The 21,320-nt window shown below is 67.4% G+C and carries 21 protein-coding genes; 14 read left to right on the forward strand and 7 right to left on the reverse strand.

Annotation, left to right across the window (positions count from 1 at the left end):
- Positions 1–30 precede the first annotated feature (30 nt).
- Positions 31–2,949 (forward strand): TonB-dependent receptor, encoded by a 2,919-nt coding sequence (locus tag VPH47_RS03615; protein WP_368850142.1) that lies wholly within the window; start codon positions 31–33, stop codon positions 2,947–2,949.
- Between the two features lie 150 nt (positions 2,950–3,099).
- Here VPH47_RS03615 and VPH47_RS03620 read toward each other — a convergent pair whose 3' ends face one another.
- Positions 3,100–3,357, reverse strand: a complete 258-nt coding sequence (locus tag VPH47_RS03620) for a DUF2789 domain-containing protein (RefSeq protein WP_024957127.1) — start codon at positions 3,355–3,357, stop codon at positions 3,100–3,102.
- A gap of 106 nt (positions 3,358–3,463) precedes the next feature.
- Here VPH47_RS03620 and VPH47_RS03625 point away from each other — a divergent pair, with 106 nt between their 5' ends.
- From VPH47_RS03625 to VPH47_RS03645, 5 genes are read left to right on the forward strand one after another with little or no spacing between them, the layout of a single operon-like run.
- On the forward strand, positions 3,464–4,051 hold the full coding sequence (locus tag VPH47_RS03625; RefSeq protein ID WP_012512028.1) for a biliverdin-producing heme oxygenase: 588 nt from the start codon (positions 3,464–3,466) through the stop codon (positions 4,049–4,051).
- A 31-nt stretch (positions 4,052–4,082) separates the two neighbouring features.
- Positions 4,083–4,550 (forward strand): YbaN family protein, encoded by a 468-nt coding sequence (locus tag VPH47_RS03630; protein WP_110713541.1) that lies wholly within the window; start codon positions 4,083–4,085, stop codon positions 4,548–4,550.
- The gene (gene exbB / locus VPH47_RS03635; RefSeq protein WP_368850143.1) at positions 4,537–5,265 is read left to right on the forward strand and encodes a tonB-system energizer ExbB; all 729 of its coding nucleotides are present in this window, start codon (positions 4,537–4,539) and stop codon (positions 5,263–5,265) included. The genes VPH47_RS03630 and exbB overlap by 14 nt, the downstream gene beginning before the upstream one ends.
- A 9-nt stretch (positions 5,266–5,274) precedes the next feature.
- On the forward strand, positions 5,275–5,700 hold the full coding sequence (gene exbD / locus VPH47_RS03640; RefSeq protein WP_180854337.1) for a TonB system transport protein ExbD: 426 nt from the start codon (positions 5,275–5,277) through the stop codon (positions 5,698–5,700).
- Positions 5,697–6,416 carry an energy transducer TonB gene (locus VPH47_RS03645; RefSeq protein WP_368850144.1) on the forward strand — a complete coding sequence of 240 codons (720 nt, stop codon included), beginning with the start codon at positions 5,697–5,699 and terminating at the stop codon, positions 6,414–6,416. The genes exbD and VPH47_RS03645 overlap by 4 nt, the downstream gene beginning before the upstream one ends.
- A 78-nt stretch (positions 6,417–6,494) precedes the next feature.
- Here VPH47_RS03645 and VPH47_RS03650 read toward each other — a convergent pair whose 3' ends face one another.
- The gene (locus VPH47_RS03650) at positions 6,495–8,522 is read right to left on the reverse strand and encodes a sodium-translocating pyrophosphatase (RefSeq protein ID WP_071228169.1); all 2,028 of its coding nucleotides are present in this window, start codon (positions 8,520–8,522) and stop codon (positions 6,495–6,497) included.
- 308 nt (positions 8,523–8,830) lie between these two features.
- Between VPH47_RS03650 and VPH47_RS03655 the strand changes: the two genes are divergently transcribed.
- A complete protein-coding gene (locus VPH47_RS03655) occupies positions 8,831–9,334 on the forward strand; it encodes a hypothetical protein (RefSeq protein ID WP_153854462.1) in 504 nt (167 codons plus the stop codon).
- Positions 9,335–9,406: 72 nt separating this feature from the next.
- Here VPH47_RS03655 and VPH47_RS03660 read toward each other — a convergent pair whose 3' ends face one another.
- Together VPH47_RS03660 and VPH47_RS03665 are read right to left on the reverse strand one after the other, a co-directional pair.
- A complete protein-coding gene (locus tag VPH47_RS03660; RefSeq protein ID WP_368850145.1) occupies positions 9,407–9,796 on the reverse strand; it encodes a DUF488 domain-containing protein in 390 nt (129 codons plus the stop codon).
- Positions 9,797–9,915: 119 nt separating this feature from the next.
- The gene (locus tag VPH47_RS03665) at positions 9,916–11,172 is read right to left on the reverse strand and encodes a 6-phosphofructokinase (protein ID WP_368850146.1); all 1,257 of its coding nucleotides are present in this window, start codon (positions 11,170–11,172) and stop codon (positions 9,916–9,918) included.
- Between the two features lie 136 nt (positions 11,173–11,308).
- Between VPH47_RS03665 and VPH47_RS03670 the strand changes: the two genes are divergently transcribed.
- The 3 genes from VPH47_RS03670 to VPH47_RS03680 all read left to right on the forward strand — a co-directional run bounded on the left by VPH47_RS03670 (position 11,309) and on the right by VPH47_RS03680 (position 14,143).
- Positions 11,309–11,872 (forward strand): adenylate kinase, encoded by a 564-nt coding sequence (locus tag VPH47_RS03670; protein ID WP_110713530.1) that lies wholly within the window; start codon positions 11,309–11,311, stop codon positions 11,870–11,872.
- Positions 11,873–12,203: 331 nt separating this feature from the next.
- Positions 12,204–13,568: a UDP-N-acetylmuramate:L-alanyl-gamma-D-glutamyl-meso-diaminopimelate ligase gene (gene mpl, locus VPH47_RS03675; protein ID WP_110713528.1), complete on the forward strand. Its 1,365-nt coding sequence runs from the start codon at positions 12,204–12,206 to the stop codon at positions 13,566–13,568.
- A complete protein-coding gene (locus tag VPH47_RS03680) occupies positions 13,565–14,143 on the forward strand; it encodes an LON peptidase substrate-binding domain-containing protein (RefSeq protein WP_110713526.1) in 579 nt (192 codons plus the stop codon). The genes mpl and VPH47_RS03680 overlap by 4 nt, the downstream gene beginning before the upstream one ends.
- A 173-nt stretch (positions 14,144–14,316) precedes the next feature.
- Here VPH47_RS03680 and VPH47_RS03685 read toward each other — a convergent pair whose 3' ends face one another.
- A complete protein-coding gene (locus VPH47_RS03685; protein ID WP_368850147.1) occupies positions 14,317–16,311 on the reverse strand; it encodes a VTT domain-containing protein in 1,995 nt (664 codons plus the stop codon).
- Between the two features lie 85 nt (positions 16,312–16,396).
- On the opposite strand from VPH47_RS03685, the gene VPH47_RS03690 reads away from it, so the two are divergent.
- The gene (locus VPH47_RS03690; protein WP_248858250.1) at positions 16,397–17,059 is read left to right on the forward strand and encodes a serine/threonine-protein kinase; all 663 of its coding nucleotides are present in this window, start codon (positions 16,397–16,399) and stop codon (positions 17,057–17,059) included.
- Positions 17,056–17,562, forward strand: coding sequence for a DUF2867 domain-containing protein (locus VPH47_RS03695; protein WP_368850148.1), 507 nt, complete (start codon positions 17,056–17,058; stop codon positions 17,560–17,562). The genes VPH47_RS03690 and VPH47_RS03695 overlap by 4 nt, the downstream gene beginning before the upstream one ends.
- 109 nt (positions 17,563–17,671) lie before the next feature.
- Here the strand turns inward: VPH47_RS03695 and VPH47_RS03700 are convergent, their stop codons facing one another.
- On the reverse strand, positions 17,672–18,355 hold the full coding sequence (locus VPH47_RS03700) for a hypothetical protein (protein ID WP_368850149.1): 684 nt from the start codon (positions 18,353–18,355) through the stop codon (positions 17,672–17,674).
- Positions 18,356–18,463: 108 nt separating this feature from the next.
- Here VPH47_RS03700 and VPH47_RS03705 point away from each other — a divergent pair, with 108 nt between their 5' ends.
- Together VPH47_RS03705 and VPH47_RS03710 are read left to right on the forward strand one after the other, a co-directional pair.
- On the forward strand, positions 18,464–19,282 hold the full coding sequence (locus tag VPH47_RS03705) for an SDR family oxidoreductase (RefSeq protein WP_368850150.1): 819 nt from the start codon (positions 18,464–18,466) through the stop codon (positions 19,280–19,282).
- A gap of 93 nt (positions 19,283–19,375) precedes the next feature.
- The gene (locus tag VPH47_RS03710; RefSeq protein ID WP_153854454.1) at positions 19,376–20,368 is read left to right on the forward strand and encodes a YiiG family protein; all 993 of its coding nucleotides are present in this window, start codon (positions 19,376–19,378) and stop codon (positions 20,366–20,368) included.
- Positions 20,369–20,423: 55 nt separating this feature from the next.
- Here the strand turns inward: VPH47_RS03710 and VPH47_RS03715 are convergent, their stop codons facing one another.
- Entirely contained in the window at positions 20,424–21,296 is an 873-nt protein-coding gene (locus VPH47_RS03715; protein WP_110713514.1) for an ion transporter, read from the reverse strand.
- Positions 21,297–21,320: the final 24 nt, after the last annotated feature.

Raw genomic sequence — 21,320 nt, forward strand, 5'->3', positions numbered from 1 at the left:
CGCGGCACCGATTACCTGACAGGTTCCCCCATGTTCGATTTCCATCGTCCGGGCCGCATGCCGCGCCCGTCCCGCCTGTGCATCGCCCTGCTGGCGGCCGGCCTGGCCAGCGCCGCGCCGTCCGTACTCGCGCAGGATGCCAGCGGTGACCACGCTGCCGTGCAGCGCTTCGATATCCCCGCGCAGCCACTGGACGAGGCGCTGCGCAGCTACATGCGCCAGTCCGGCGTGCAGGTCGTGTACCCGGCCATTCTGGCCCGGGGTGTGACCTCGCGTGCGGTCAGCGGCAGCCTGTCGGCCAGCGAGGCTTTGCAGCACCTGCTGCAGGGCAGTGGCTTGGCGGTGCGCCGGGTCAGTGCCGATGCGGTGACCCTGGAAGCAGCAGCATCGGCGCAGGCCGACAGCGGTGTGATCGTCACCGATACGCTGAGCGTGGCCGGCGACCGTATCGACAGCGGCGCAACCAGCGACGAGGCGCGGCTGCTCGACGGCTATCGCAGCGTCGGCTCCACCACCACGCTCAACCGCACGCACCTGGAGCGATTCCGCGGTACGTCCAACGGCGACATCGTCAAGGGCGTGGCTGGCGTCACCGCCGGTGATCCGCGCGTGGGCAACGGCTTCGACGTCAACATCCGTGGCATCCAGGGCCAGGGCCGCGTGCCGGTGATCATCGACGGTGGCCAGTCCAGCATCGATACCTACCGTGGTTATGCCGGCCAGTCGCAGCGCACCTACCTCGACCCGGACCTGATCTCCAGCCTGACCATCACCAAAGGCCCGAGCCTGCAGGCCAACGCCTCCGGTGGCATCGGCGGCGTGGTCGAGATGGAGACGCTGAAGATCGGCGACGTGCTGCGCGAAGGCCGGGACTTCGGCGTGCGCGTGCGTGGCGGCCTGGCCAACAACAGCGCCAACAACCTGCCTTCCTACAGTGCCGCGCCGCGCAACGATCGCAGCGCCACCGGCAGCCAGTTCTTCAACGTCGCCGCTGCGGGACACTGGGATCGCTTCGATCTGGTCGCCGCCTACGCCTACCGCGACAATGGCAACTACTTCTCCGGCAAGCACGGCTACGACGACTTCCCGCAGACCCGGCGCACGCTGGCGCCGCTGAACCCGCCGCGTACCGAGGTCTTCAATACCTCGGCCCGCTCGAAGTCGGCGCTGCTCAAGGGCACCTGGCGCATCGACGATGCACAGACCCTGGAAGCGGGCTACCGCCGCTACGAGGGCACCGCCGGCGAGATCATGGCCTCGCAGATCATCCGCGTCGATCGCGACCGCATTCCGCAATGGGATCCGGGCCACGTCGACATGGACAGCTACACCCTGCGCTATCGCTTCAACCCGGACAGCGAGCTGGTCGACCTGCGCGTAAATGCCGCGTACACCGACACCGACAGCGTGATGTACAACAGCCTGACCGGCATCACCCCGTGGTATTTCGATCGTCGTACCGAGTGGTACGACGCGCCCAGCTTCAGTGGCGACCCCGGTTACAAGGATGCCTACCGCAATCCGCTGCGGCAGAAGCGCTTCGGCCTGGATGCCAGCAATACCTCGAAGTTCGATACCCGCGCCGGTGCATTCACCCTCGACTACGGCCTGTCCTACAGCGATGAGGACATCGCACCGGGCAGCTCGGGGCCGGTCATGCACGATGACCTGATCAACAACCGCTTCCTGCGCAACGCCGAGCGCAAGGAATACAGCGCCGTGGCCTCGCTGAAGTGGCAGCCCGATGAGCACTGGGAACTGCTGGCCGGCGGCCGCTGGAACCGCGTGGACGTGCACGACCGCAACCGCCTGGCCACGCCCGATGCCTACGAGGTGCAGGGCCAGTACCGCTACACCGAGCTGCTCAATGGCAACCCGGCGCTGCCGTCGTGGCGGGCCAAGCGCATCGCGCTGCTGAACTGGTATCCGGACGCCAACGGCAATTTCACCCAGGAATCGCTGCTGGCTTCGCCGTACAAGAAGGGCACGGTGGGCGACATCGGTGGCTGGAACTTCTACGACGCCGGCAAGGCGCAGGACCTGGAAGTGCCGGTCAGCTGGACCTGGTCGCAGCCGATCCGTCGCCGCGACACCGCGTTCTCGCCGACCGCCAGCGTGGCCTACCGCTTCAGCGAAGACACCATGGTCTACGTGAAGTACGCCGAAGGCACCAAGCTGCCGAGCCTGTTCGAGACCACGCTGGGCCTGTTCACCGCCGCCAAGCCGGTGGGCGAGCTGAAGCCGGAGCGTGCGCGTAGCTGGGAGATAGGTGCCAGCACCATCCGCTATGACCTGTTCACCGCCGGCGACCGCCTGGCGCTGAAGCTGGCGTACTTCGATACCCGCATCGACGACCTGATCACCCGTGACTACCGCACGCTCTCGGCCGGCCTGATCCGCAACGTCGACCAGTTCAAGGTCTCGGGCATGGAGTTCCAGTCCAGCTATGACAGCGGCAAGGTATTTGCCGATCTGTCCGCGCACTATTACTTCAAGGCCAAGACCTGCGCGCCGGATATCGCTGCCGAGCGCCGCGCCTATGGTGCACAGCGCAGGAACGATGAGCTGGCCAACACGCCGAACTGCGTGGACGGCGGCTTCGAGGGCTCGTACACCAATACCCAGAACCCGCCGCGCTACATGGTCAACCTGACCCTGGGCTCGCGCCTGTTCGACGAGCGCCTGACCTTCGGTACCCGCGTGGTCCACAACGCCGGCCCGATCAGCAAGCTGGACAAGGACTGGAACGTGGGCCTGTCGGCGATCCAGCAGCTGTACCGGCCGACCACCCTGGTGGATCTGTTCGCCAGCTGGAGCTTCAACGACCAGCTGTCGGTGGAAGCCGGCGTGGACAACCTGACCGACCGCTACTACCTGGACCCGCTTGCCCTGGGCGTGATGCCGGCCCCGGGCCGCACCGCGCGGCTGGCGTTGACCTGGAAGTACTGATCGGTCGCGGATGAGCGGTGGGGTCGGATCCCTTTCCTGCGGAAAGGGCTCCGACTCCCGCGAGCCCCAACCGCCCTCGGTGGGTGCGGACCTTGGTCCGCACCGCTTCTGCCGAGCAATCGACAGCGCCGGGCCATGCCCGGCGTCTATTTACAGCCCGCTCGAAGCCTTCACCGCATCTTCATGCAGCGACTCGTTCAGCTCATCCACCACCGTGCTCCATGCCGCATCGGCCTGCAGCGACTCGGACAGGAACTGGCGCTGGGCATCGTTCCAGTACGGCGCTTCGACCACTTCCACATCGGTGGCCAGCTGGTGTTCGCGGATGAAGCGGGCGATGCCCTCGGCGCTGGCATCCAGGCCCAGCTGCAGGAACAGGTTGGTCATGCGCGGTTCGGTGGTGATCATCGTCGGTTCCTGCGGGAAGAAGGGATACGCCATTATCGGTGTACATGGCCTTGGGGAAAGCCCCGTGGCGAACGTCTACAGCAGGACGACCCCCTTGGCATCCCCCATGAACGCACACATCGCCCCTGAAGACAGCCGCAGCCTGCGGCTCAAGGCCGCCACCCGCGACAGCCATGGCGCGCTGGACAAGCGCATCATGGCCGGCGACATCTTCGCCGACCGCAGCAACTTCGCCCGTTTCCTGCGCGTGCAGTACCGCTTCCACCGCAGCATCGATGCGTTGTATGCCAATCCTGCGCTGGACGCACTGCTGCCGGACCTGGGCGAGCGCCGTCGCCTGACCCAGGTCGCGCGCGACCTGCAGGATCTGGAGCAGACCCTGCCGGGGGCCGATATCGCCGCGTTGCCGTCTGATCTGGAATTGCCCGCTGCGTTGGGGTGGCTGTATGTGGCCGAGGGCTCCAACCTGGGCGGCACCGTGCTGTACAAGATGGCCGCCAAGCTGGGCCTGGACCGCGATTTCGGTGCCCGCCACCTGGCTGCGCATCCGGATGGCGCTGCGCGCCACTGGCGTGAATTCACTGCTGCGCTGGACGCGGTGCCGCTGAGCGCCGAGCAGGAGCAGCAGGTGATCGATGCGGCCGATGCTGCGTTCCGCAGCGTGCACGGCCACGTTGAAGTGGAATTCGCCTGATGCACGCCTCCCGCCTATCGGCGCAACGCTGATGCGCTGGCTCTGGTTCGCGCTGGGCTGGCTGATGGTCGGCCTCGGAGTGATCGGCGCGCTGCTGCCGGTGATGCCGACCACCATCTTCCTGATCCTGGCCGTGGGCTGCTTCGCGCGCAGTTCACCAAAGTTCGAGCAGCGCCTGCTGGCGCATCCGCGCTACGGCCCGTCATTGCGGCTGTGGCGCGAGCAGGGCGCGGTGTCACGCAAGGGCAAGGCGTTCGCCAGCGCCGGCATGGCGGTGGGCTTCGCACTGTTCTGCTGGGGTGCGCACCCGTCCTGGCGCCTGCTGCTGGGTGTAGGCCTGTTCTTCGCGGTCAGCGCCGGCTACGTGCTCAGTCGGCCCGCACCGCGGCTGGAGCCCAATCCGGTAGTGGAAGTGGACGACGCCAATGATCCGCGCGCGGCCCGCCGCCGCGCAGCGACACCTGATGCTGATGGAAACCGAGACGATGCTGCCTGCTGACCTGGCCCCCGTGGCCGCCCCCGCATTGACCCCGTGGGGCATGTACCTGGCCGCCGACGTGGTGGTGAAGACGGTGATGATCGCGCTGGCACTGGCGTCGCTGGCCACCTGGACCGTGCTGCTGGCCAAGGGCTGGGAGCTGGCTCGCCAGGGCCGGCAGCTGCGCGCAGCGCGCGCGCTGTTGCTGCAGGCGCCGAGCCTGTCCGGCGAGAGCGCCGAGGCCTGCCTGCAGCAGGGCACCGCACTCGCCATGCTGGACGCTGTCCGCACCGAGCTGCGCCTGTCGCAGGAACTGGACAGCCGCGACGGCATCAAGGAACGCGTCGCGTCGCGCCTGGACCGCATTGAACTGGAAACCGCGCGCGTGCAGCGACGTGGCATCGGCGTGCTCGCCAGCATCGGCGCGGTGGCGCCGTTCGTCGGCCTGTTCGGCACGGTGTGGGGCATCATGAACAGTTTCATCGGCATCGCGCACAGCAACACCACCAACCTGGCGGTGGTTGCGCCCGGCATCGCCGAGGCCCTGCTGGCGACCGCGCTGGGTCTGGTCGCAGCGATTCCCGCCGTGCTGGTCTACAACCACTTCAGCCGTGTACTGGCCGGCCTGCGGGGTCTGCTCGGCGATCTGTCGGCGGCCGTGCAGCAACTGGTCTCGCGCGATCTCGATCGTGCCGTTCCGCGTACCGCAGCGGCGCCGCTGCGTGCGGTGCACTGAGGCGCGGCGATGGCGATCAGGACCGCATCCGACCGCGACGATGCCCTTGAAGAAGCGCATGAGATCAATGTCACGCCCTTCATCGACGTGATGCTGGTGCTGCTGATCATCTTCATGGTGGCCGCACCGCTGGCCACCGTGTCGGTGCCGGTGCAGCTGCCGGCCAGCAGTGCCAGCGCCACGCCGCCGGAACAGGCACCGGTGTACGTGACCGTGCAGGCCGATCTGTCGCTGCGCGTTGGCGAACAGGCTGTGGCGCGCGACGGCCTGGCGGCCGCATTGCAGGCGGCCACTCACAGTGACACCACGCAGCGCATCTTCCTGCGTGCCGATACCCGCGTGCCCTATGGCGAACTGATGGCCACGCTGGATGCGCTGCGAGCGGCCGGCTACCTGAAGGTGGCGCTGGTCGGCCTGGAGCAGGGCGCACGATGAGTGGACTGCGGCGCTGGGCGACCAGCCTGGCGATCGTGCTGCTGGTGCATGCGCTGTTGATCGGCGCGGCCTGCTGGTGGGCGGCCCGTGCGCCAGCGCTGACGGCTGCGGTTCCGCCTGCGGCGCTGATGCTGGAACTGGCGCCGATGGCGCAGGCACCGCCGGTGCCGCCGCGCGAGGTCGCGACCGGGCCGTTGCAGCAGCAACAGCAGCGGCAGGTGCCAAGGCCGGCCCTGCGTGAGCAACCGAAGGCGCCGGTGCAGCCGCAGGGCGACCTGCCACCGCCGCGTGCACCGCAGCCGACGCCGTCGCCGGACACCGCTGACGCCAACGTCGCGCAGAGCAGCGCACCGCCGCAGGTGGCGGCCGACGCGGCCGCACGCTACACCGCGCCGCAGACCACGGCCGGCGAACGCAGTCGTGCCGAGGCAAGCTGGGAAGGGCGCCTGCTCGGGCATCTGCAGAGGCATCGGCGCTATCCGCGCCAGGCCGAGCGGATGCGCCAGCAGGGCGTGGTCTACGTGCGCTTTGCCGTGGCCCGCGATGGCGCGGTCTCGGGGTTGAAACTGGGCCGCAGCAGTGGCTTTGCGCTGCTTGACCAGGAGACGCTGGACACCGTGCAGCGCGCCAGCCCGGTACCGGCGCCGCCGGCCGAAGTGGCCGGCGACCCGGTGGAAGTGATGGTGCCGGTGTCGTTCTTCCTGCGCGGGCGGTGATTGACGATGGGGTCGGAGCCCTTTCCGCAGGAAAGGGCTCCGACCCCGTCGGGCTGATCATCCACGCATGGCGTGGATCTACAGCAGCGGCACCAGCAGCAATGCCACGATGTTGATGATCTTGATCAGCGGATTGATTGCCGGGCCGGCCGTGTCCTTGTACGGGTCACCGACGGTATCGCCGGTCACCGCGGCCTTGTGCGCTTCGCTGCCCTTGCCGCCGAAGTGGCCGTCCTCGATGTACTTCTTGGCGTTGTCCCAGGCACCGCCGCCGGTGGTCATCGAGATGGCCACGAACAGGCCGGTCACGATCGTGCCGATCAGCAGGCCGCCCAGGGCGCGTGGCCCCAGCAGCAGGCCGACCACCACCGGCACCGCCACCGGCAGCAGCGAGGGCACGATCATTTCGCGGATCGCCGAGCGGGTCAGCATGTCCACCGCCTTGTCGTACTGCGGCTTGCCGGTGCCCTGCATGATGCCCGGGATCTCGCGGAACTGGCGGCGAACCTCTTCCACCACCGCACCGGCGGCGCGGCCGACCGCTTCCATCGCCATCGCACCGAACAGGTAGGGAATCAGGCCGCCGATCAGCAGGCCGATGATCACCGTGTGGTCGCTGAGGTCGAAGCGGAATTCCTGCCCGGGATGCGCGGCCTGCAGGTTGTGGGTGTAGTCGGCGAACAGCACCAGTGCCGCCAGCGCCGCCGATCCGATCGCGTAGCCCTTGGTCACCGCCTTGGTGGTGTTGCCAACCGCATCCAGCGGATCGGTGATGTCGCGGATCTCCGAGGGCAGCTCGGCCATTTCGGCGATGCCGCCGGCGTTGTCGGTGATCGGTCCATAGGCGTCGAGGGCGACGATCATGCCGGCCATCGACAGCATCGCGGTGGCGGCGATGGCGATGCCGTACAGGCCGCCCAGCGCGAACGCGCCCCAGATCGCCGCACACACCGCCACCACCGGCAGCGCGGTGGACTTCATCGAAATGCCAAGGCCGGCGATGATGTTGGTGCCATGCCCGGTGGTCGAGGCCTGCGCCACGTGCTGCACCGGCTTGTACTGGGTGCCGGTGTAGTACTCGGTGATCCACACGATCAGGCCGGTCAGCACCAGCCCGATCAATGCGCAGCCATACAGCGCCATCGGCCCATGCACGTTGTCACTCATCAACCCGGTGGTGATCGGGTAGAAGGCGATGGCGGCCAGTACGCCGGAGACGATCACGCCCTTGTACAGTGCGCCCATGATCGAACCGCCCGGCTTCACCTTGACGAACAGCGCGCCGATGATCGAGGCGATGATCGACACGCCGCCCAGCACCAGCGGATACAGCACCGCATTGGCGCCTGCCTCGGCCAGCATCAGGCTGCCCAGCAGCATGGTGGCGATCACGGTCACCGCGTAGGTCTCGAACAGGTCGGCGGCCATGCCGGCGCAGTCGCCGACGTTGTCACCGACGTTGTCGGCGATCACCGCCGGGTTGCGCGGGTCATCCTCGGGAATCCCGGCTTCGACCTTGCCGACCAGGTCGGCACCGACGTCCGCGCCCTTGGTGAAGATGCCGCCGCCCAGGCGCGCGAAGATCGAGATCAGCGAGGAGCCGAAGGCCAGGCCGACCAGGGCATGCAGCGCCTGTTCCATCGGCAGGCCCATGCGCAGCAGCAGTGCGTAGTAGCCGGCCACGCCCAGCAGGCCGAGTCCGACCACCAGCATGCCGGTGATCGCACCGCCGCGGAAGGCGACGTCCATTGCGGCGCTGATGCCGTGGCGTGCAGCTTCGGCAGTGCGCACGTTGGCGCGTACCGACACGTTCATGCCGATGTAGCCGGCGGCGCCGGACAGCACCGCGCCGACCGCGAAACCAATCGCGGTGTACCAGCTGAGGAAGATGCCGACCAGCACGAACAGCACCACGCCGGCGACGCCGATGGTCAGGTACTGGCGGTTGAGGTAGGCACGCGCACCTTCCTGGATCGCGGTGGCGATCGCGATCATGCGTTCATTGCCGGTGGGTTGGCGCAGGATCCAGCGCGCCGAGACGATTCCGAACAGGATCGCGAGAATGGCGCAGCCCAGCGCCAATGACAGCCCGTGACGTTCCAGCATTAGACCCCTCCGCAGAATGGATGTAGGCATCCAGTGGCGATGAACGGCACCACGAGGGGGACGACGGGCTGCAGCCTGGAACCAACCCGTACCGACCTTGGTGGTCGTCCGACGTATGGCGGTGTTCAGCATTCCCTGGTGCCCGCAGTATGCGTGCCGCGCACTGTAGAGTCGAGCCGTGCTCGACTGGCTCCTGCGAACCGCGGCGCATGCCGCCAGTCCATGGGCATGATTCGAAAGCTGCAGGCCTTTGCACCCCGTTAAGCCAGCCTCTGCAAGCCTGCGCGGAGTCCTGAAGGAGATCCCCCATGCGCCTGTCCCTGTTGATGCTTGCCGCCCTGGTCCCGGCCGTACCGGCACTCGCCGCGGAAACCCCGGAGCTGCAGCGCGCCGTGGGTGCCCCCCAGGCCGTGGGCGCGGTGCACACCCTGCGGCAGATTCCCGAGGCCTGCGCGCGCCTGGAAGGTGCCTTCACCGGTCAGGCGGCCGAGCCGTATCGCTTCTCCGCCGTGCGTACCAGCGAGCAGTGCCAGCCGCGCGCGCGCTTCGTCGACTACGCCAAGGCGCAGCCAAGCGCCGACAAGGGCTGGAAGCTCAATGATGTGATCCGCGTTCCCAGCGCCGCCTGCCCGGCACAGCAGGCCGTGGTGCGGGTATGGCGCCTGCCGTCGAGCAACAAGGTCGAGCTGGACGGGCAGGGCCAGTCGCGCATCTATCTGGAAGAGGCCAAGAAGCAGGCCGCCGCCGGCCAGATTCCGCAGGTGACGATGTTCGCCGCGCAGCTGCAGATGGAAGGCAAGGCCTGCAATTGAAATTGCGTGGGCGGTGTACCCACGCGGTCATCCACGCATAGTGCCGGCCGCTGGCCGGCAACCCTGCGATCTTCACTCCGCCAGCGTCGCCCCGCGCGCCACCAGCAGCTCGCGCAGGGCCCTGCGATGGCAATGCGCTTCATCCTCGCAGTAGCACCCCACGCTGATGTCGCTGTGTTGTGACATCGCGGCCAGCAGGTCCAGCGCGTGGGCCGCATCGGGCGCCTTCATCTCGGCCCTGTAGTGGCGGAAGAACGCATTCCAGTCGGCCGCGGCTTTTGCCTCGTGCGCCTGCTTCACCAGTTCCGCGCTGGGTGACAGGGTCGGGAACCAGACGTCGTACCAGTCCTGTGTCGCGAATTCGCTGCGTGGCACGCCGCGCGGTGGTCGTCGCACGGTACCGATACGCAGGCCCTCGCCGGGAGCGCGCGGCGTACCCAGTCGAACAACTCGCAGTGCCAAGGTGTGCCTCCACTAAAAAGGGGACGGAGGGGATTAAGTCGTATCCGACCCACTGCTGACGCTGTAGGAGATGACGGAGGGGCAGATGCGACTTAATCCCCTCCGTCCCCTTTTTCGGCTCAGCCCTCGAAGGTCGGCAGCTTCTGCTTCACCGCCACGTTCTTCAGGGTGACGTACTTCGGCAGGCCGTCGCTGCCGTACGGCAGTGGTGCTTCGCCCTTGATCAGCGGCGACAGGTAGGCGCGTGCCTTGGCGGTGATGCCGAAGCCATCGCGGCGGATGAAGCCTGCCGGCATCTTCTTCTCGTGGTTGGCGATCTTCGACAGCGGCGCGGCTTCGATCTTCCAGCGGTACGGCGCATCGCTGCTGCGCACGATCACCGGCATCACGCCGTTCTGTCCCTTCAGTGCCAGCTGCACGGCGGCCTTGCCCACCGCCTGCGCCTGCTCCCAGTCGGTCCTGCTGGCCAGGTGGCGGGCCGAGCGCTGCAGGTAATCGGGCAGCGCCCAATGCACCTTCAGGCCGAGCTGGTCCTTGACCCGTCCCGCAAGGTGGGCCGCCACGCCACCCAGCTGCGAATGACCGAACGAGTCCTTGCCGCCACCAGCGTCGGCGACGAAGCGGCCATCGGCGGTCGCGATACCTTCCGAGGCCACCACCACGCAGTAGCCGACGCGCTCGACCACGGCCTTCACCTTGGCCAGGAACGCGGCCTCGTCGTAGGCGCGCTCGGGCAGCAGGATGATGTGCGGCGCTTCGTCATCACCGTTGCCGGCCAGACCGGCGGCCGCGGCCAGCCAGCCGGCGTGGCGGCCCATCGCCTCGTAGATGAAGACGCGGGTGGAGGTCTCGGCCATCGCCGCCACGTCCAGCGCCGCTTCGCGCACCGACACCGCGGTGTACTTGGCGGCCGAGCCGAAGCCGGGGCAGGTGTCGGTCACCGCCAGGTCGTTGTCGATGGTCTTGGGCACGCCGATGCAGGTCAGGTCGTAGCCGGACGCCTTGGCCAGCTGCGAGACTTTCAGCGCGGTATCGGCCGAGTCGTTGCCGCCGTTGTAGAGGAACCAGCGCACGTCGTGGGCCTGCAGGACCTCCAGCAGGCGGTCGTAGCGGGCACGGTCGGCGTCCAGCGATTTCAGCTTGACCCGGCACGAGCCGAAGGCGCCGCCCGGGGTATGGGCCAGCGCGCGGATGGCCGCAGCGCTCTCCTTGCTGGTGTCGATCAGTTCCTCGCGCAGCGCGCCGAGGATGCCGTTGCGGGCGGCCAGGACCTTGATGCCCTTGGCCCGGGCCTGCTCGATCACCGCTGCCGCCGTGGCGTTGATGACGGCGGTGACGCCGCCGGACTGGGCGTAGAGGAGAGTACCGTTGCGCATGCTTCTACCTGCTCGGGGGAGGGGACATTGCAGGGACATTACCCGGATGCGGTAAAGTGGCGCTATTGCGGTGCAGCGATACCGGTCCGTCCGGGACGCGAACCTTCTTTGTTTTCAACACGTTGGAGTCAGGTCAATGCGATTGGTTCTGTTGGGACCGCCCGGTTCGGGCAAGGGGACACAGGCGACGCGCCTGAAGGAAAAGCTGGGGATCGCCCACATTTCGACCGGTGACATGCTGCGCGCGGAAATCGCCGCCGGCACGGACCTGGGCAAGCAGGCCAAGACGGTGATGGATGCCGGCAACCTGGTGTCGGACGACATCCTGCTGGGCATGCTGGAGTCGCGCCTGACCCAGGCTGATGTCGCCAAGGGCTTCATCCTCGATGGCTACCCGCGCAATGTGGCCCAGGCCAATGCGATGGACGGCCTGCTGGCCAAGATCGGCCAGCCGCTGGATGCCGTGGTGCAGCTGGACGTGGCCACCGAGCTGCTGGTCGACCGTATTGCCGGTCGTGCCAAGGAGCAGGGTCGCGCCGATGACAATCCGGAAGCGGTGCGTCAGCGCCTGCAGGTCTACAACGACCAGACCGCTCCGGTGGTCGACTTCTACGCCGGCCGTGGCACCCTGGCCCGCGTCGACGGCGTCGGTGAGCTGGACGAGATCGAAGCCCGCATCCTGGCGGCGATCAAGGCCTGATCCGGCCGGGCCGGCGCGAACTGCCGGCCCCTCGGGCACAAAAAAACACAGGCCTGGTCCGCGAGGATCAGGCCTGTGTCGTTTGATAGGCGCCAGCAGAGGGCTTGCTCAGGGCCCCGCAGCATGAGCTCCCTTGGGGATGGCCTCTTGGGGAGTAGGACCGGTTCGGGTACTGCGGCTGGCAGTTCGAATTGTGTCCGGGTTCACAGAACATCGCTATCGGGAATTCCCTGACAGAAGATTGGAGTTTTCTCACATCCCGTGTAGGACTTGTCTTACCCGGGAGCGGACATTGGCCCTATACAGCCGTCATCGGTCACAATCCTCGGTCATGAGCAGCGTACATATCCTTGCAATCGCCGGCACCTTCATGGGCGGCGTGGCCGCCCTGGCGCGGGAACTGGGCCATTCGGTCAGCGGCAGCGACCAGGCCATCTATCCGCCGATGTCGACCCAGCTCGAGCAGCTGGGCATCACCCTGGACCAGGGCTACCGCGCCGACAGCGTGCCGGCCGGGACGGACGAAGTGGTGATCGGCAACGCGCTCTCGCGCGGCAACGCAGCCGTGGAAGCCGTGCTCGATGCTGGCCAGCGTTACATTTCGGGCGCGCAGTGGCTGTCCGAGCAGGTGCTGCCGGGCCGCGACACGCTGGCCGTGGCCGGCACCCACGGCAAGACCACTACCACCACCATCCTCACCTGGCTGCTGGAAAGCGCCGGGCGATCGCCGGGCTTCCTGATCGGCGGCGTCGCCGAAGATTTCGGCGTCTCCGCCCGCCTGGGCCAGGGCCGCGAGTTCGTGGTCGAGGCCGACGAGTACGACACCGCGTTCTTCGACAAGCGCAGCAAGTTCGTGCACTACCGGCCGCTGGTGGCCATCCTCAACAACCTTGAATACGACCACGCCGATATCTTCCCGGACGTAGCCGCGATCCAGCGCCAGTTCCACCATCTGGTGCGCACGGTGCCGGCGCGTGGCCGACTGATCGTCAACGGCGAGGACCCGCATCTGGCCGAAGTGCTGGCGATGGGCTGCTGGACCCCGGTCGAGCGCTTCGGATTCGATCCGTCGCTGGAATGGCACGCCGAACTGCTGGCCGCCGATGGCAGTGCCTTCCGCGTGCACCATCGCGGCCAGGCACTGGGTGATGTGCAGTGGTCGCTGCTGGGCCGCCACAACGTGCTCAACGGCCTGGCCGCGCTGGCCGCCGCGCATGCGGTGGGCGTGGCACCGGCCGACGTGATTCCGGCACTGGCGCGCTTCCGCAGCGTCAAGCGCCGCATGGAAGTGATCGGCAGCCATGACGGCATCACCGTCTACGACGACTTCGCCCATCACCCGACCGCGATCGCCACCACGCTGGAAGGCCTGCGTGCCAAGGTCGGCGATGCGCGCATCGTGGTCGCGATGGAACCGCGCAGCAACTCGATGCGACTGGGCGCACATGCGCAGGCCCTGGCACCCTCGCTGGCGCTGGCCGATGAAGTGGTGTTCCTGCATCGCCCGGAACTGGTCTGGGATGCCGCTGCGGTGATCGCCGCGGTGCGCGGCGAAGCACACGCGGTACCGGATACCGACGCGTTGCTGGCGCAACTGCAGGCCAGCGCGCGCAGCGGCGACCACGTGGTGTTCATGTCCAACGGTGGCTTCGACGGCGCGCCGCGTCGCTTCCTCGCCGCCCTGCAGGCCCGATGAGCGTCGACGATTCGCTGCCGCTGTTTCCGCTGCACACCACGCTGGTACCGGGTGCGGCGGTGGGCCTGCGCGTATTCGAGCGCCGCTACCTGGACCTGGTCCGCGATAGCGGCCGCAGTGGTGAGGGGTTTGGCGTCTGCCTGATCCTCGATGGCCAGGAGGTCGGTGCACCAGCGACGCCGGCCGCCTATGGCGTGCAGGTGCGTATCGAAGACTTCGATGTCGGCGCCGACGGCGTGCTGCAATTGCGCCTGCGCGGCACCCGCCGCTTCCACGTCGAGCGCACCCGCGTGCGCGACAACGGCCTGGTGGTGGCCGACGTGCGCTGGTGCGAGGAAGACCCGGACGATGAACTGCGGCCGCAGCACGCGCTGCTGGCCACGCTGCTGGGGCACATCATCGAACAGGCTGGCGAGGCCTATGCGCCGGCCAACCCGGCACTGCTGGACCAGGCCAGCTGGGTCGGCTGGCGGTTGGCCGAACTGCTGCCACTGAGCGAGCAGCAGCGCCTGCAGCTGCTGCAGATGGACGACCCGCACCAACGCCTGCAGCAGTTGCTGGGCTGGATGCCATAGCCGGCAAACGCCAACCAAGGTTGGCCACTACCAGAGCGCAGCGGAACCGGGAAACGCCAACCAGGGGGGCGACGGCCAGAGCGCGCCGGAACCGGTAGATGCCAACCTTGGTTGGCAGCCTTCACCCGAAGCGCCAACCAAGGTTGGCGACTACCAGAGAAGCACCGGCTCGATCACGGCGTGGTCTTCAACCGCAGCACCGGCAATCCGGTTTCGCTGTGCACATCCTCGTGCTGCGGCAGGCCCTGTACGGCTTCCTTCACGGCATTCATGGCCGGGTCGACGCCACGCAGCGGGTGCCACATGCCGATCCATTCGAAGTGGCGCTCGTAACGCAGGGTCTGTGCGCTGCCCAGCCACAACGGCGTGTTGCCCGGCTGCAGCTGCGCAGGCGCCGGCCACAGGCGCAGCACGTAGCGCTCATCCGGCTGCGCGCCCTGGCGCACCATCAGCAGGGCTTCCACGCGGGTGTCCAGCGTTGCCGGCAACACCGGCAGCTCGTCGGCGCCGGTGTTCTTGTCCAGCATCAGCAGCGCCTGCTGCCAGCCGGCCTGCTCCTGCCGCTTCCAGCCACGGGCTTCCAGCTGCGCCTGCAGCGGCGCCAGCGGGCCCGCCACCTGCACGTCCAGCGGCCAGCGCTGGTCGTCGTCGAACTCGTTGCGGCGCGCCGGCAGCGTGGCCCAGTCGTGCTGCCACCACGCCTGCATGTCCATCGCCTGCGGTGCCGGCAGGGTCGGCTCGAAGCGTTCCAGCTTCACCGGAATATGGCGCGGTGCGTACCACATCGCCGCCACGGCGAAGACGCCGTAGAACAGCCAGGCCACCGGCTTCACCCAGAACGAGCGGTTGAAGCGGCGGCGGTAGGCGATGCCCAGCACCAGCAGCCAGAACGTGCCGAACAGCATGCCGCCGATCACATCGCTCAGCCAATGCGCGCCCAGGTACAGGCGCGAGAAGCCGATCAGGCTGACCACGATGCCCGACACCAGGTACGGCCAGACGCGGGTGCGGCCGGGCATCTCGCGGGCGATCAGCACTGCGAAGAAACCGAAGGTGATGGTGGCCATGGTCACCGACACCGACGGGAAGCCGAAGCCGCTGCTGGCGTCGACCGGGCGCACCACATCCACGGTGGCACCGAGCAGCATGGTCAGCGCCAGGCCGAAGGCAAGCGCGGCCAGCCAGTGCGCGGCGGCCATCCAGCGTCGGCGCCAGATCAGGTAACCCATGGCGGCTGCGGTGGCCGGCAGCAGTACCTGCCAGGCCCCCAGCGACGCCAGTGCGGCCATCGGGTAGTCGGCCAGCGGATTGCGCAGCGCCAGCATGGCCTGGTGTACCAGCAGGTCGATCGCCAGCGGCTCGCCGTGTGCGACCACCACGGTCAGCAGCGCGAACCAGCCCCAGCCCAGTACCAGCAGCATCAACGCCAGCATCGCCAGCGGCACCGATTCGCGGCGCTTGGGATCAAGCACGCCGACGGTGTAGCGGCCCAGCGTCGGGTGACGGTTGGACCAGTCCAGCAGGCGCGCCAGCCAGTTGTCCATGCGCGCGGCCGACCAGCGATAGCCGTACAGCACGATGGCCCAGACCAGGCCGAGGATGACCGCCAGCAGGCCGACCACCACCACCAGACGCCCGGCCACCGCCGCGACTGCGTCGTAGGCTTCGCCAAGAATCCAGCCCGGCGCCAGGAACAGCACCGCCCAGGAGATGCTGGCGATGCCGCTGGCCTGCACGTAACGGCTGGCGGGCATCTTCATCATGCCGGCGATGGCCGGCACGAACGGTCGGATCGCGCCGACGTAGCGCGCGATCAGGATGCTCTTGAAGGCATTGCGGCGGAACAGGTTCTCACCGCGGTCGAGCAGCTGCGGGTAGCGGCTGAACGGCCACACGCCGCGCAGGCGGTCACCCCAGCGGCGGCCGATCCAGTAACTGATACCGTCGCCGGCAAAGGCGCCCAGGGCTGCAGCCGCCACCGCGTACGGCCCGGAGATCTGGCCCAGGCCGATGAACACGCCCACCGCGAACAGCAGCGGCAGCGCCGGCACGATGGCGCCAAGAATGATCACCGCATCGCAGAAGGCGATGAGGAAGATAACGGCACCCGCCAGCACGGGGTGAGCGGCAATCCACGCGAGCGTGGCGTCGATCCATGAAGAGTCCATTGCCCGATTATAGGGGCGTGAAGGTGACTGGTTCCCAGCCGCTTCGTGACCGTTTGCAACCGTCGCCATCGCCTAGAATGAGCCCATGCCGCATTCGCCAGACGCTCCACCGCATGCTTTGAAGGCCGACAGCTTCGGCCAGATCCTTCTTGTGAAAGGGCCCGATGGCCCCTTCGTGCGCCGTGATCTGGGCGCCACGCCGCTGTGGCTGCGGCTGCCGGCCTGGTGGCTGGCCCGCCGCGAGGCACGTGCGTTGCAGCACATCCACGGCATGGCCGATGTGCCGCAGCTGCTGGCGTGGGATGGCCGTCACCTCGACCGCAGCTTCATGGCCGGCGATGCCATGTACCAGCGCCCGCCGCGTGGCGATCTGGCCTGGTTCCGCTCGGCGCGTCGGTTGCTGCAGCAGCTGCACCGCAATGGCGTGGCCCACAACGATCTGGCCAAGGAAGCCAACTGGCTGGTCACCGAAGACGGTCGTCCGGCGCTGATCGACTTCCAGCTGGCGGTGATCGGCAACCCGCGCTCGCGCTGGATGCGGCTGCTGGCCCGCGAGGACCTGCGCCACCTGCTCAAGCACAAGCGCATGTATTGCCGCGAGTCGCTCACCCCAGTGGAGAAGCGGTTGCTCAAGCGCACCTCGTGGGTGCGCGAACTGTGGTTCGCCACCGGCAAGCCGGTCTACCGCTTCGTCACCCGCCGCATCCTGCATTGGGAAGACAACGAAGGGCAGGGGCCGAAGCCGTGAGCCGTGCGCAGGTGGTGACCGGCCCGCCGAGTGCGGGCAGCGTCCTGCGCCCACAGTTGGCTGGCGCCGACTTCGTGCACGCCTGCCAGGCGGCGACCCGTCGCGATGGGCGCTCGGCCTTGCAGGCCTATCGCGATATGGCGGCGACCATTCCCGGCTGGTTCGATGGGCTGATGGCACTGCGCAATCGCGGCATGCGCCTGCTCGGCATGAAGCATCTGGGCTCGTTGCGTGCGGTGCAGGTTGTTGTGGATCCTCAACCCGGCCAGCGGCTGGGCATCTTCACCCTGCAGTCGCTGGACGACGATGCCATCGTGCTGGAAGACGACGACCGCCACCTGCGTGTGCAGTTGGCGCTGCAATGGCAGGGTGACCTGTTGGAAGTGACGACGGTGGTGCATACGCACAACACGTTCGGGCGTGTGTACATGCTGCCGGTCGCACCCGTGCATCGGCTGATCGTGCCGCATCTGCTGGAGAAGCAGGTGCGGTTGTACCGGTAGATCCACGCCATGCGTGGAAGCGCCGGGCAGAATCGCGTTGTAGAGCCGAGCCATGCTCGGCTGCATTCAATGAGCCGAGCATGGCTCGGCTCTACAAAGGTCGGTGGCCTTACGGTGCCGCCGGCACCACCTGTTGGCCAATGAAGTTGCGCTTGGCATCGAAGTCATAGGCGATCTGCAGCTGCCCCACGTCCGGGCAGGCGTGGCAGTCGCGCAGCGGCGTACGGTACAGCAGGCGGATGCCGCCGTTATCCAATGGCGAAGCGCCGGCCGACTGTGCCGGCGCGAACGGCGTGGCCTGCGGGTTGGCTTTCAGCAGTTCCTGCACGGTCGGGTCGGCACGCAGGGTGTCGTCCAACTGCACGGCATCCACGTCGATGCGCTTGCCGCTGGCATCGACCAGTCGCGTGCCCTCATTGGTATTGGCGCGGAAGGGATACTCAATCGTGGCAATGCCCAGCCCTTCGTTCTCGTGCCAGGCGGTCACATAGGCCAGCTCACCGCCGCTGGACAACTGCTCGGCCGCGGTAACGGCATCGGCACTTGCGCCACCCGCGCGCATCGCATCGCGCAGGCAATCACGGGTCGCGGCATTCTCGCCCTGGCGGCAGGCGTTGAGGTCGCCATCCCAGACCACCGCCTCGCTCCAGCGCATCTTGCCGTCAGCGGCAGCCTTCTCCGCGCTGGGCGCGTCACCGGCGGGTGGCTCCTTGCCGGGTTCCGGCGAACGGCCCTGGCAGGCAGTCAGCAGGGCAAGCCCCAGGGCAGGCAGCAACAGGCGGGAACGGCGCATGGCGTGGACCTCGTGCGTTGTCTGGAGACCTGAGTATCGTCAAGGCCGGGTGAACTCCGCGTCGGCGCGGCATACTAGCGGCTCATTGCATACGCTGGAGTGTGGAACGTGGGCAGTCTGCAGGGCAAAACCCTTTTCATCACCGGTGCCTCGCGTGGCATCGGCCTGGCCATCGCACTGCGCGCCGCGCGCGACGGCGCCAACGTGGCCATCGCGGCCAAGTCGTCGGTGCCGAATCCGAAGCTGCCGGGCACCATCCATAGCGCGGCCGAAGCGGTAACGGCAGCCGGCGGCCAGGGCCTGGCCCTGAAGTGCGACATCCGCGAGGAAGAGCAGGTGCAGGCGGCGGTGGCGGCCACGGTCGATACCTTTGGTGGCATCGACATCCTGATCAACAACGCCAGCGCGATCTGGTTGCGCGGCACGCTGGATACGCCGATGAAGCGTTTCGACCTGATGCAGCAGGTCAACTCACGCGGCAGCTTCCTGTGCGCGCAGGCCTGCCTGCCGTACCTGCTGCAGGCGCCGAACCCTCACATCCTCACCCTGGCGCCGCCGCCGAGCCTGGCGCCGAAGTGGTGGGCACCGCACACCGGCTACACGCTGGCGAAGATGGGCATGAGCTTCGTCACCCTGGGCCTGGCCGCGGAATTCGGTCCGCAGGGCGTGGCGGTGAATGCGCTGTGGCCGCGCACGGTGATCGCCACTGATGCGATCAACATGATTCCGGGCGTGGATGCGGCCGGCTGCCGCACGCCACAGATCATGGCCGATGCCGCCCATGCGGTGCTGGTGCGCGAAGCTGCCGGTTTCCACGGTCAGTTCCTGATCGACGATGAAGTGCTGGCGCAGGCCGGTGTCACCGATCTTTCCGGCTATGCAGTGGATCCGTCGCGCGCGTTGTTGCCGGATCTGTTCCTGGATTGACCGCGCGTCGCCGGAAGAGGCCGAGTGCTGCGACCCTCGGCCTGCTGCGCTAGAATGCGTGGCTGTAATCGTTTTCAACAAGGATGTGAGCACATGTCACGCACTCTTTCCGTCGCGGCGCTGGCCGCTTCGCTGTCGTTGATCCTGACCGCCTGCGGTGGCAAGGCCCCCGCAGCTGCAGGCGGCGCCGCTGCCTCCGGCACGCCGGAGGCCAGCGCGGCCCCGTCCGATACACAGCAGCAGTTGACCGCCAAGCTCAACGCCTACATCGGCTGCTTCAACGCGCTGGATTCGAAAACCCACGGCAGCATCCAGTCCTACACGCGCTGGATCAAGGATGTCGACGCTGGCCCGACCGGACGCGAGACGCACGTGTACGGCCCGTTCGAGATCAGCGGCTACGACATGAAGCAGTGCGACGCTCCGGTGACCGAGGCGATTGCTGCCAAGCCGGCGCTGGCCGATCTGGATGCCGCTGCAGGCCATTACCAGCAGGCGCTGAAGGCGCTGGTGCCGCTCAGCAAGGACGCGCATGACTACTACGATCGCCAGGACTACGAAGACGACCAGTTCGCCAAGGGCAAGCAGCTGCACGCGCCCTTGATGGCCGCTTTCAAGGATTTCGTGGCTGCCAGCGAAACGTTCAATGCCGAGCTGGAGCGCCAGAACGATGCTGCCCAACGCGAGCAGCTCAAGGTTCTGGAGCAGGCCGAGGGGCGCACGCGCGAGTACTACCGTCTGGCGATGATGCTGGAAGCCAAGGCCATCATGGATCTGATGAGCGAGGATGATTTCGATCAGGCCAAGGCCCGCGAACGCCTGGATGCCTTCAACCGCATTTCCGATGAAGCGCACGCCAAGGTTGCCGACCAGGAACCGGGCAAGTCGGACTGGGAAGGCTTCGAACGAGGGGCCGAGAATTTCCGGCGCGAAGGCAAGGAGCGGCTGCAGCGCGTCAGCGAGAAGAAGCCTTACACCGATTTCGAACGACGCATGCTTGATTCGCCGTCGATGGCGCCGCGTGGCTCTGCCAACAAGCTGATGCAGGAATACAACACGCTCGTTTTCCAGAGCAACCGCCAGTAGCGCTCCCGCTCATGGCGTGATCAGCGAGCGCCGGTGTACATCGCCGGCGCCCGCATCAATGACTGAACGCATCCGGCAGCTGGCCACCACACTTGCGGCAATGGCGCGCATCCGGCTCGTGCCCTTCCAGTCCACACTCCGGGCAGCCACGTGCATCACGACGCGCGGCCAGCTCGGCTTCGCGCATGGTGCTGGCCAGTTCGGCGGTGTAGATGCCGGTGGGCACGGCGATGATGCTGTAGCCGATCAGGATCAGTACCGAGGTGACGAAGCGGCCGAGCACGGTCTGCGGCACGATGTCGCCAAAGCCGACCGTGGCCATGGTCACCACCGCCCAGTACATGCTGGCCGGGATGTTGGTGAAGCCGTGTTCGGGGCCCTCGATCACGTACATCAGTGCGCCGGCGATGATGGTGATGGTGATCACCGTGAACAGGAACACCAGCACCTTGCGCCGGCTGCGCCACAGCGACGTCATCAACACGCCGCTTTCCTCGATGTAGCGGGTCAGCTTGAGGATGCGGAACACGCGCAGGATGCGCAGCGCGCGCACCACCAGCAGGCTCTGCGCGCCGGGGATGAACATCGACAGGTAGGCGGGCAGGATCGACAGCAGGTCGATGATGCCCCAGATGCTCACCGCGTAACGCAGCGGGCGCTTGACCACCGCCAGCCGCAGCAGGTACTCGGCGGTGAAGATGATCGTGAAGCCCCATTCCAGGATGTACAGGCCGGTGGACCATTCGGCATGCAGGTGCTGCACGCTGTCGATCATCACCACCAGGATGCTGGCGATGATCGCCACCACCAGGATCAGGTCGAAATTGCGCGAGGGCCGCGAGTCATGGCGGTAGATGATGTCGAACCACCGACGGCGCCAGCCGGTCTCGGTGGCGGGGTTCAGCTGGGGGGCGGAAAACGGTCGCATGGGCGCATTGTGCCGCAGGGGTTC

Source organism: Stenotrophomonas sp. WED208 (assembly GCF_040984485.1).
Taxonomy (GTDB): domain Bacteria; phylum Pseudomonadota; class Gammaproteobacteria; order Xanthomonadales; family Xanthomonadaceae; genus Stenotrophomonas; species Stenotrophomonas riyadhensis.

Bases quoted from the DNA above. Each gene is read 5' to 3' on its own strand.
- VPH47_RS03615 (WP_368850142.1), top strand. From the start codon at position 31: ATGTTCGATTTCCATCGTCCGGGCCGCATGCCGCGCCCGTCCCGCCTG.
- VPH47_RS03620 (WP_024957127.1), bottom strand. From the start codon at position 3,357: ATGATCACCACCGAACCGCGCATGACCAACCTGTTCCTGCAGCTGGGC.
- VPH47_RS03625 (WP_012512028.1), top strand. From the start codon at position 3,464: ATGAACGCACACATCGCCCCTGAAGACAGCCGCAGCCTGCGGCTCAAG.
- VPH47_RS03630 (WP_110713541.1), top strand. From the start codon at position 4,083: ATGCGCTGGCTCTGGTTCGCGCTGGGCTGGCTGATGGTCGGCCTCGGA.
- exbB (WP_368850143.1), top strand. From the start codon at position 4,537: ATGCTGCCTGCTGACCTGGCCCCCGTGGCCGCCCCCGCATTGACCCCG.
- exbD (WP_180854337.1), top strand. From the start codon at position 5,275: ATGGCGATCAGGACCGCATCCGACCGCGACGATGCCCTTGAAGAAGCG.
- VPH47_RS03645 (WP_368850144.1), top strand. From the start codon at position 5,697: ATGAGTGGACTGCGGCGCTGGGCGACCAGCCTGGCGATCGTGCTGCTG.
- VPH47_RS03650 (WP_071228169.1), bottom strand. From the start codon at position 8,522: ATGCTGGAACGTCACGGGCTGTCATTGGCGCTGGGCTGCGCCATTCTC.
- VPH47_RS03655 (WP_153854462.1), top strand. From the start codon at position 8,831: ATGCGCCTGTCCCTGTTGATGCTTGCCGCCCTGGTCCCGGCCGTACCG.
- VPH47_RS03665 (WP_368850146.1), bottom strand. From the start codon at position 11,172: ATGCGCAACGGTACTCTCCTCTACGCCCAGTCCGGCGGCGTCACCGCC.
- VPH47_RS03670 (WP_110713530.1), top strand. From the start codon at position 11,309: ATGCGATTGGTTCTGTTGGGACCGCCCGGTTCGGGCAAGGGGACACAG.
- mpl (WP_110713528.1), top strand. From the start codon at position 12,204: ATGAGCAGCGTACATATCCTTGCAATCGCCGGCACCTTCATGGGCGGC.
- VPH47_RS03680 (WP_110713526.1), top strand. From the start codon at position 13,565: ATGAGCGTCGACGATTCGCTGCCGCTGTTTCCGCTGCACACCACGCTG.
- VPH47_RS03685 (WP_368850147.1), bottom strand. From the start codon at position 16,311: ATGGACTCTTCATGGATCGACGCCACGCTCGCGTGGATTGCCGCTCAC.
- VPH47_RS03690 (WP_248858250.1), top strand. From the start codon at position 16,397: ATGCCGCATTCGCCAGACGCTCCACCGCATGCTTTGAAGGCCGACAGC.
- VPH47_RS03700 (WP_368850149.1), bottom strand. From the start codon at position 18,355: ATGCGCCGTTCCCGCCTGTTGCTGCCTGCCCTGGGGCTTGCCCTGCTG.
- VPH47_RS03710 (WP_153854454.1), top strand. From the start codon at position 19,376: ATGTCACGCACTCTTTCCGTCGCGGCGCTGGCCGCTTCGCTGTCGTTG.
- VPH47_RS03715 (WP_110713514.1), bottom strand. From the start codon at position 21,296: ATGCGACCGTTTTCCGCCCCCCAGCTGAACCCCGCCACCGAGACCGGC.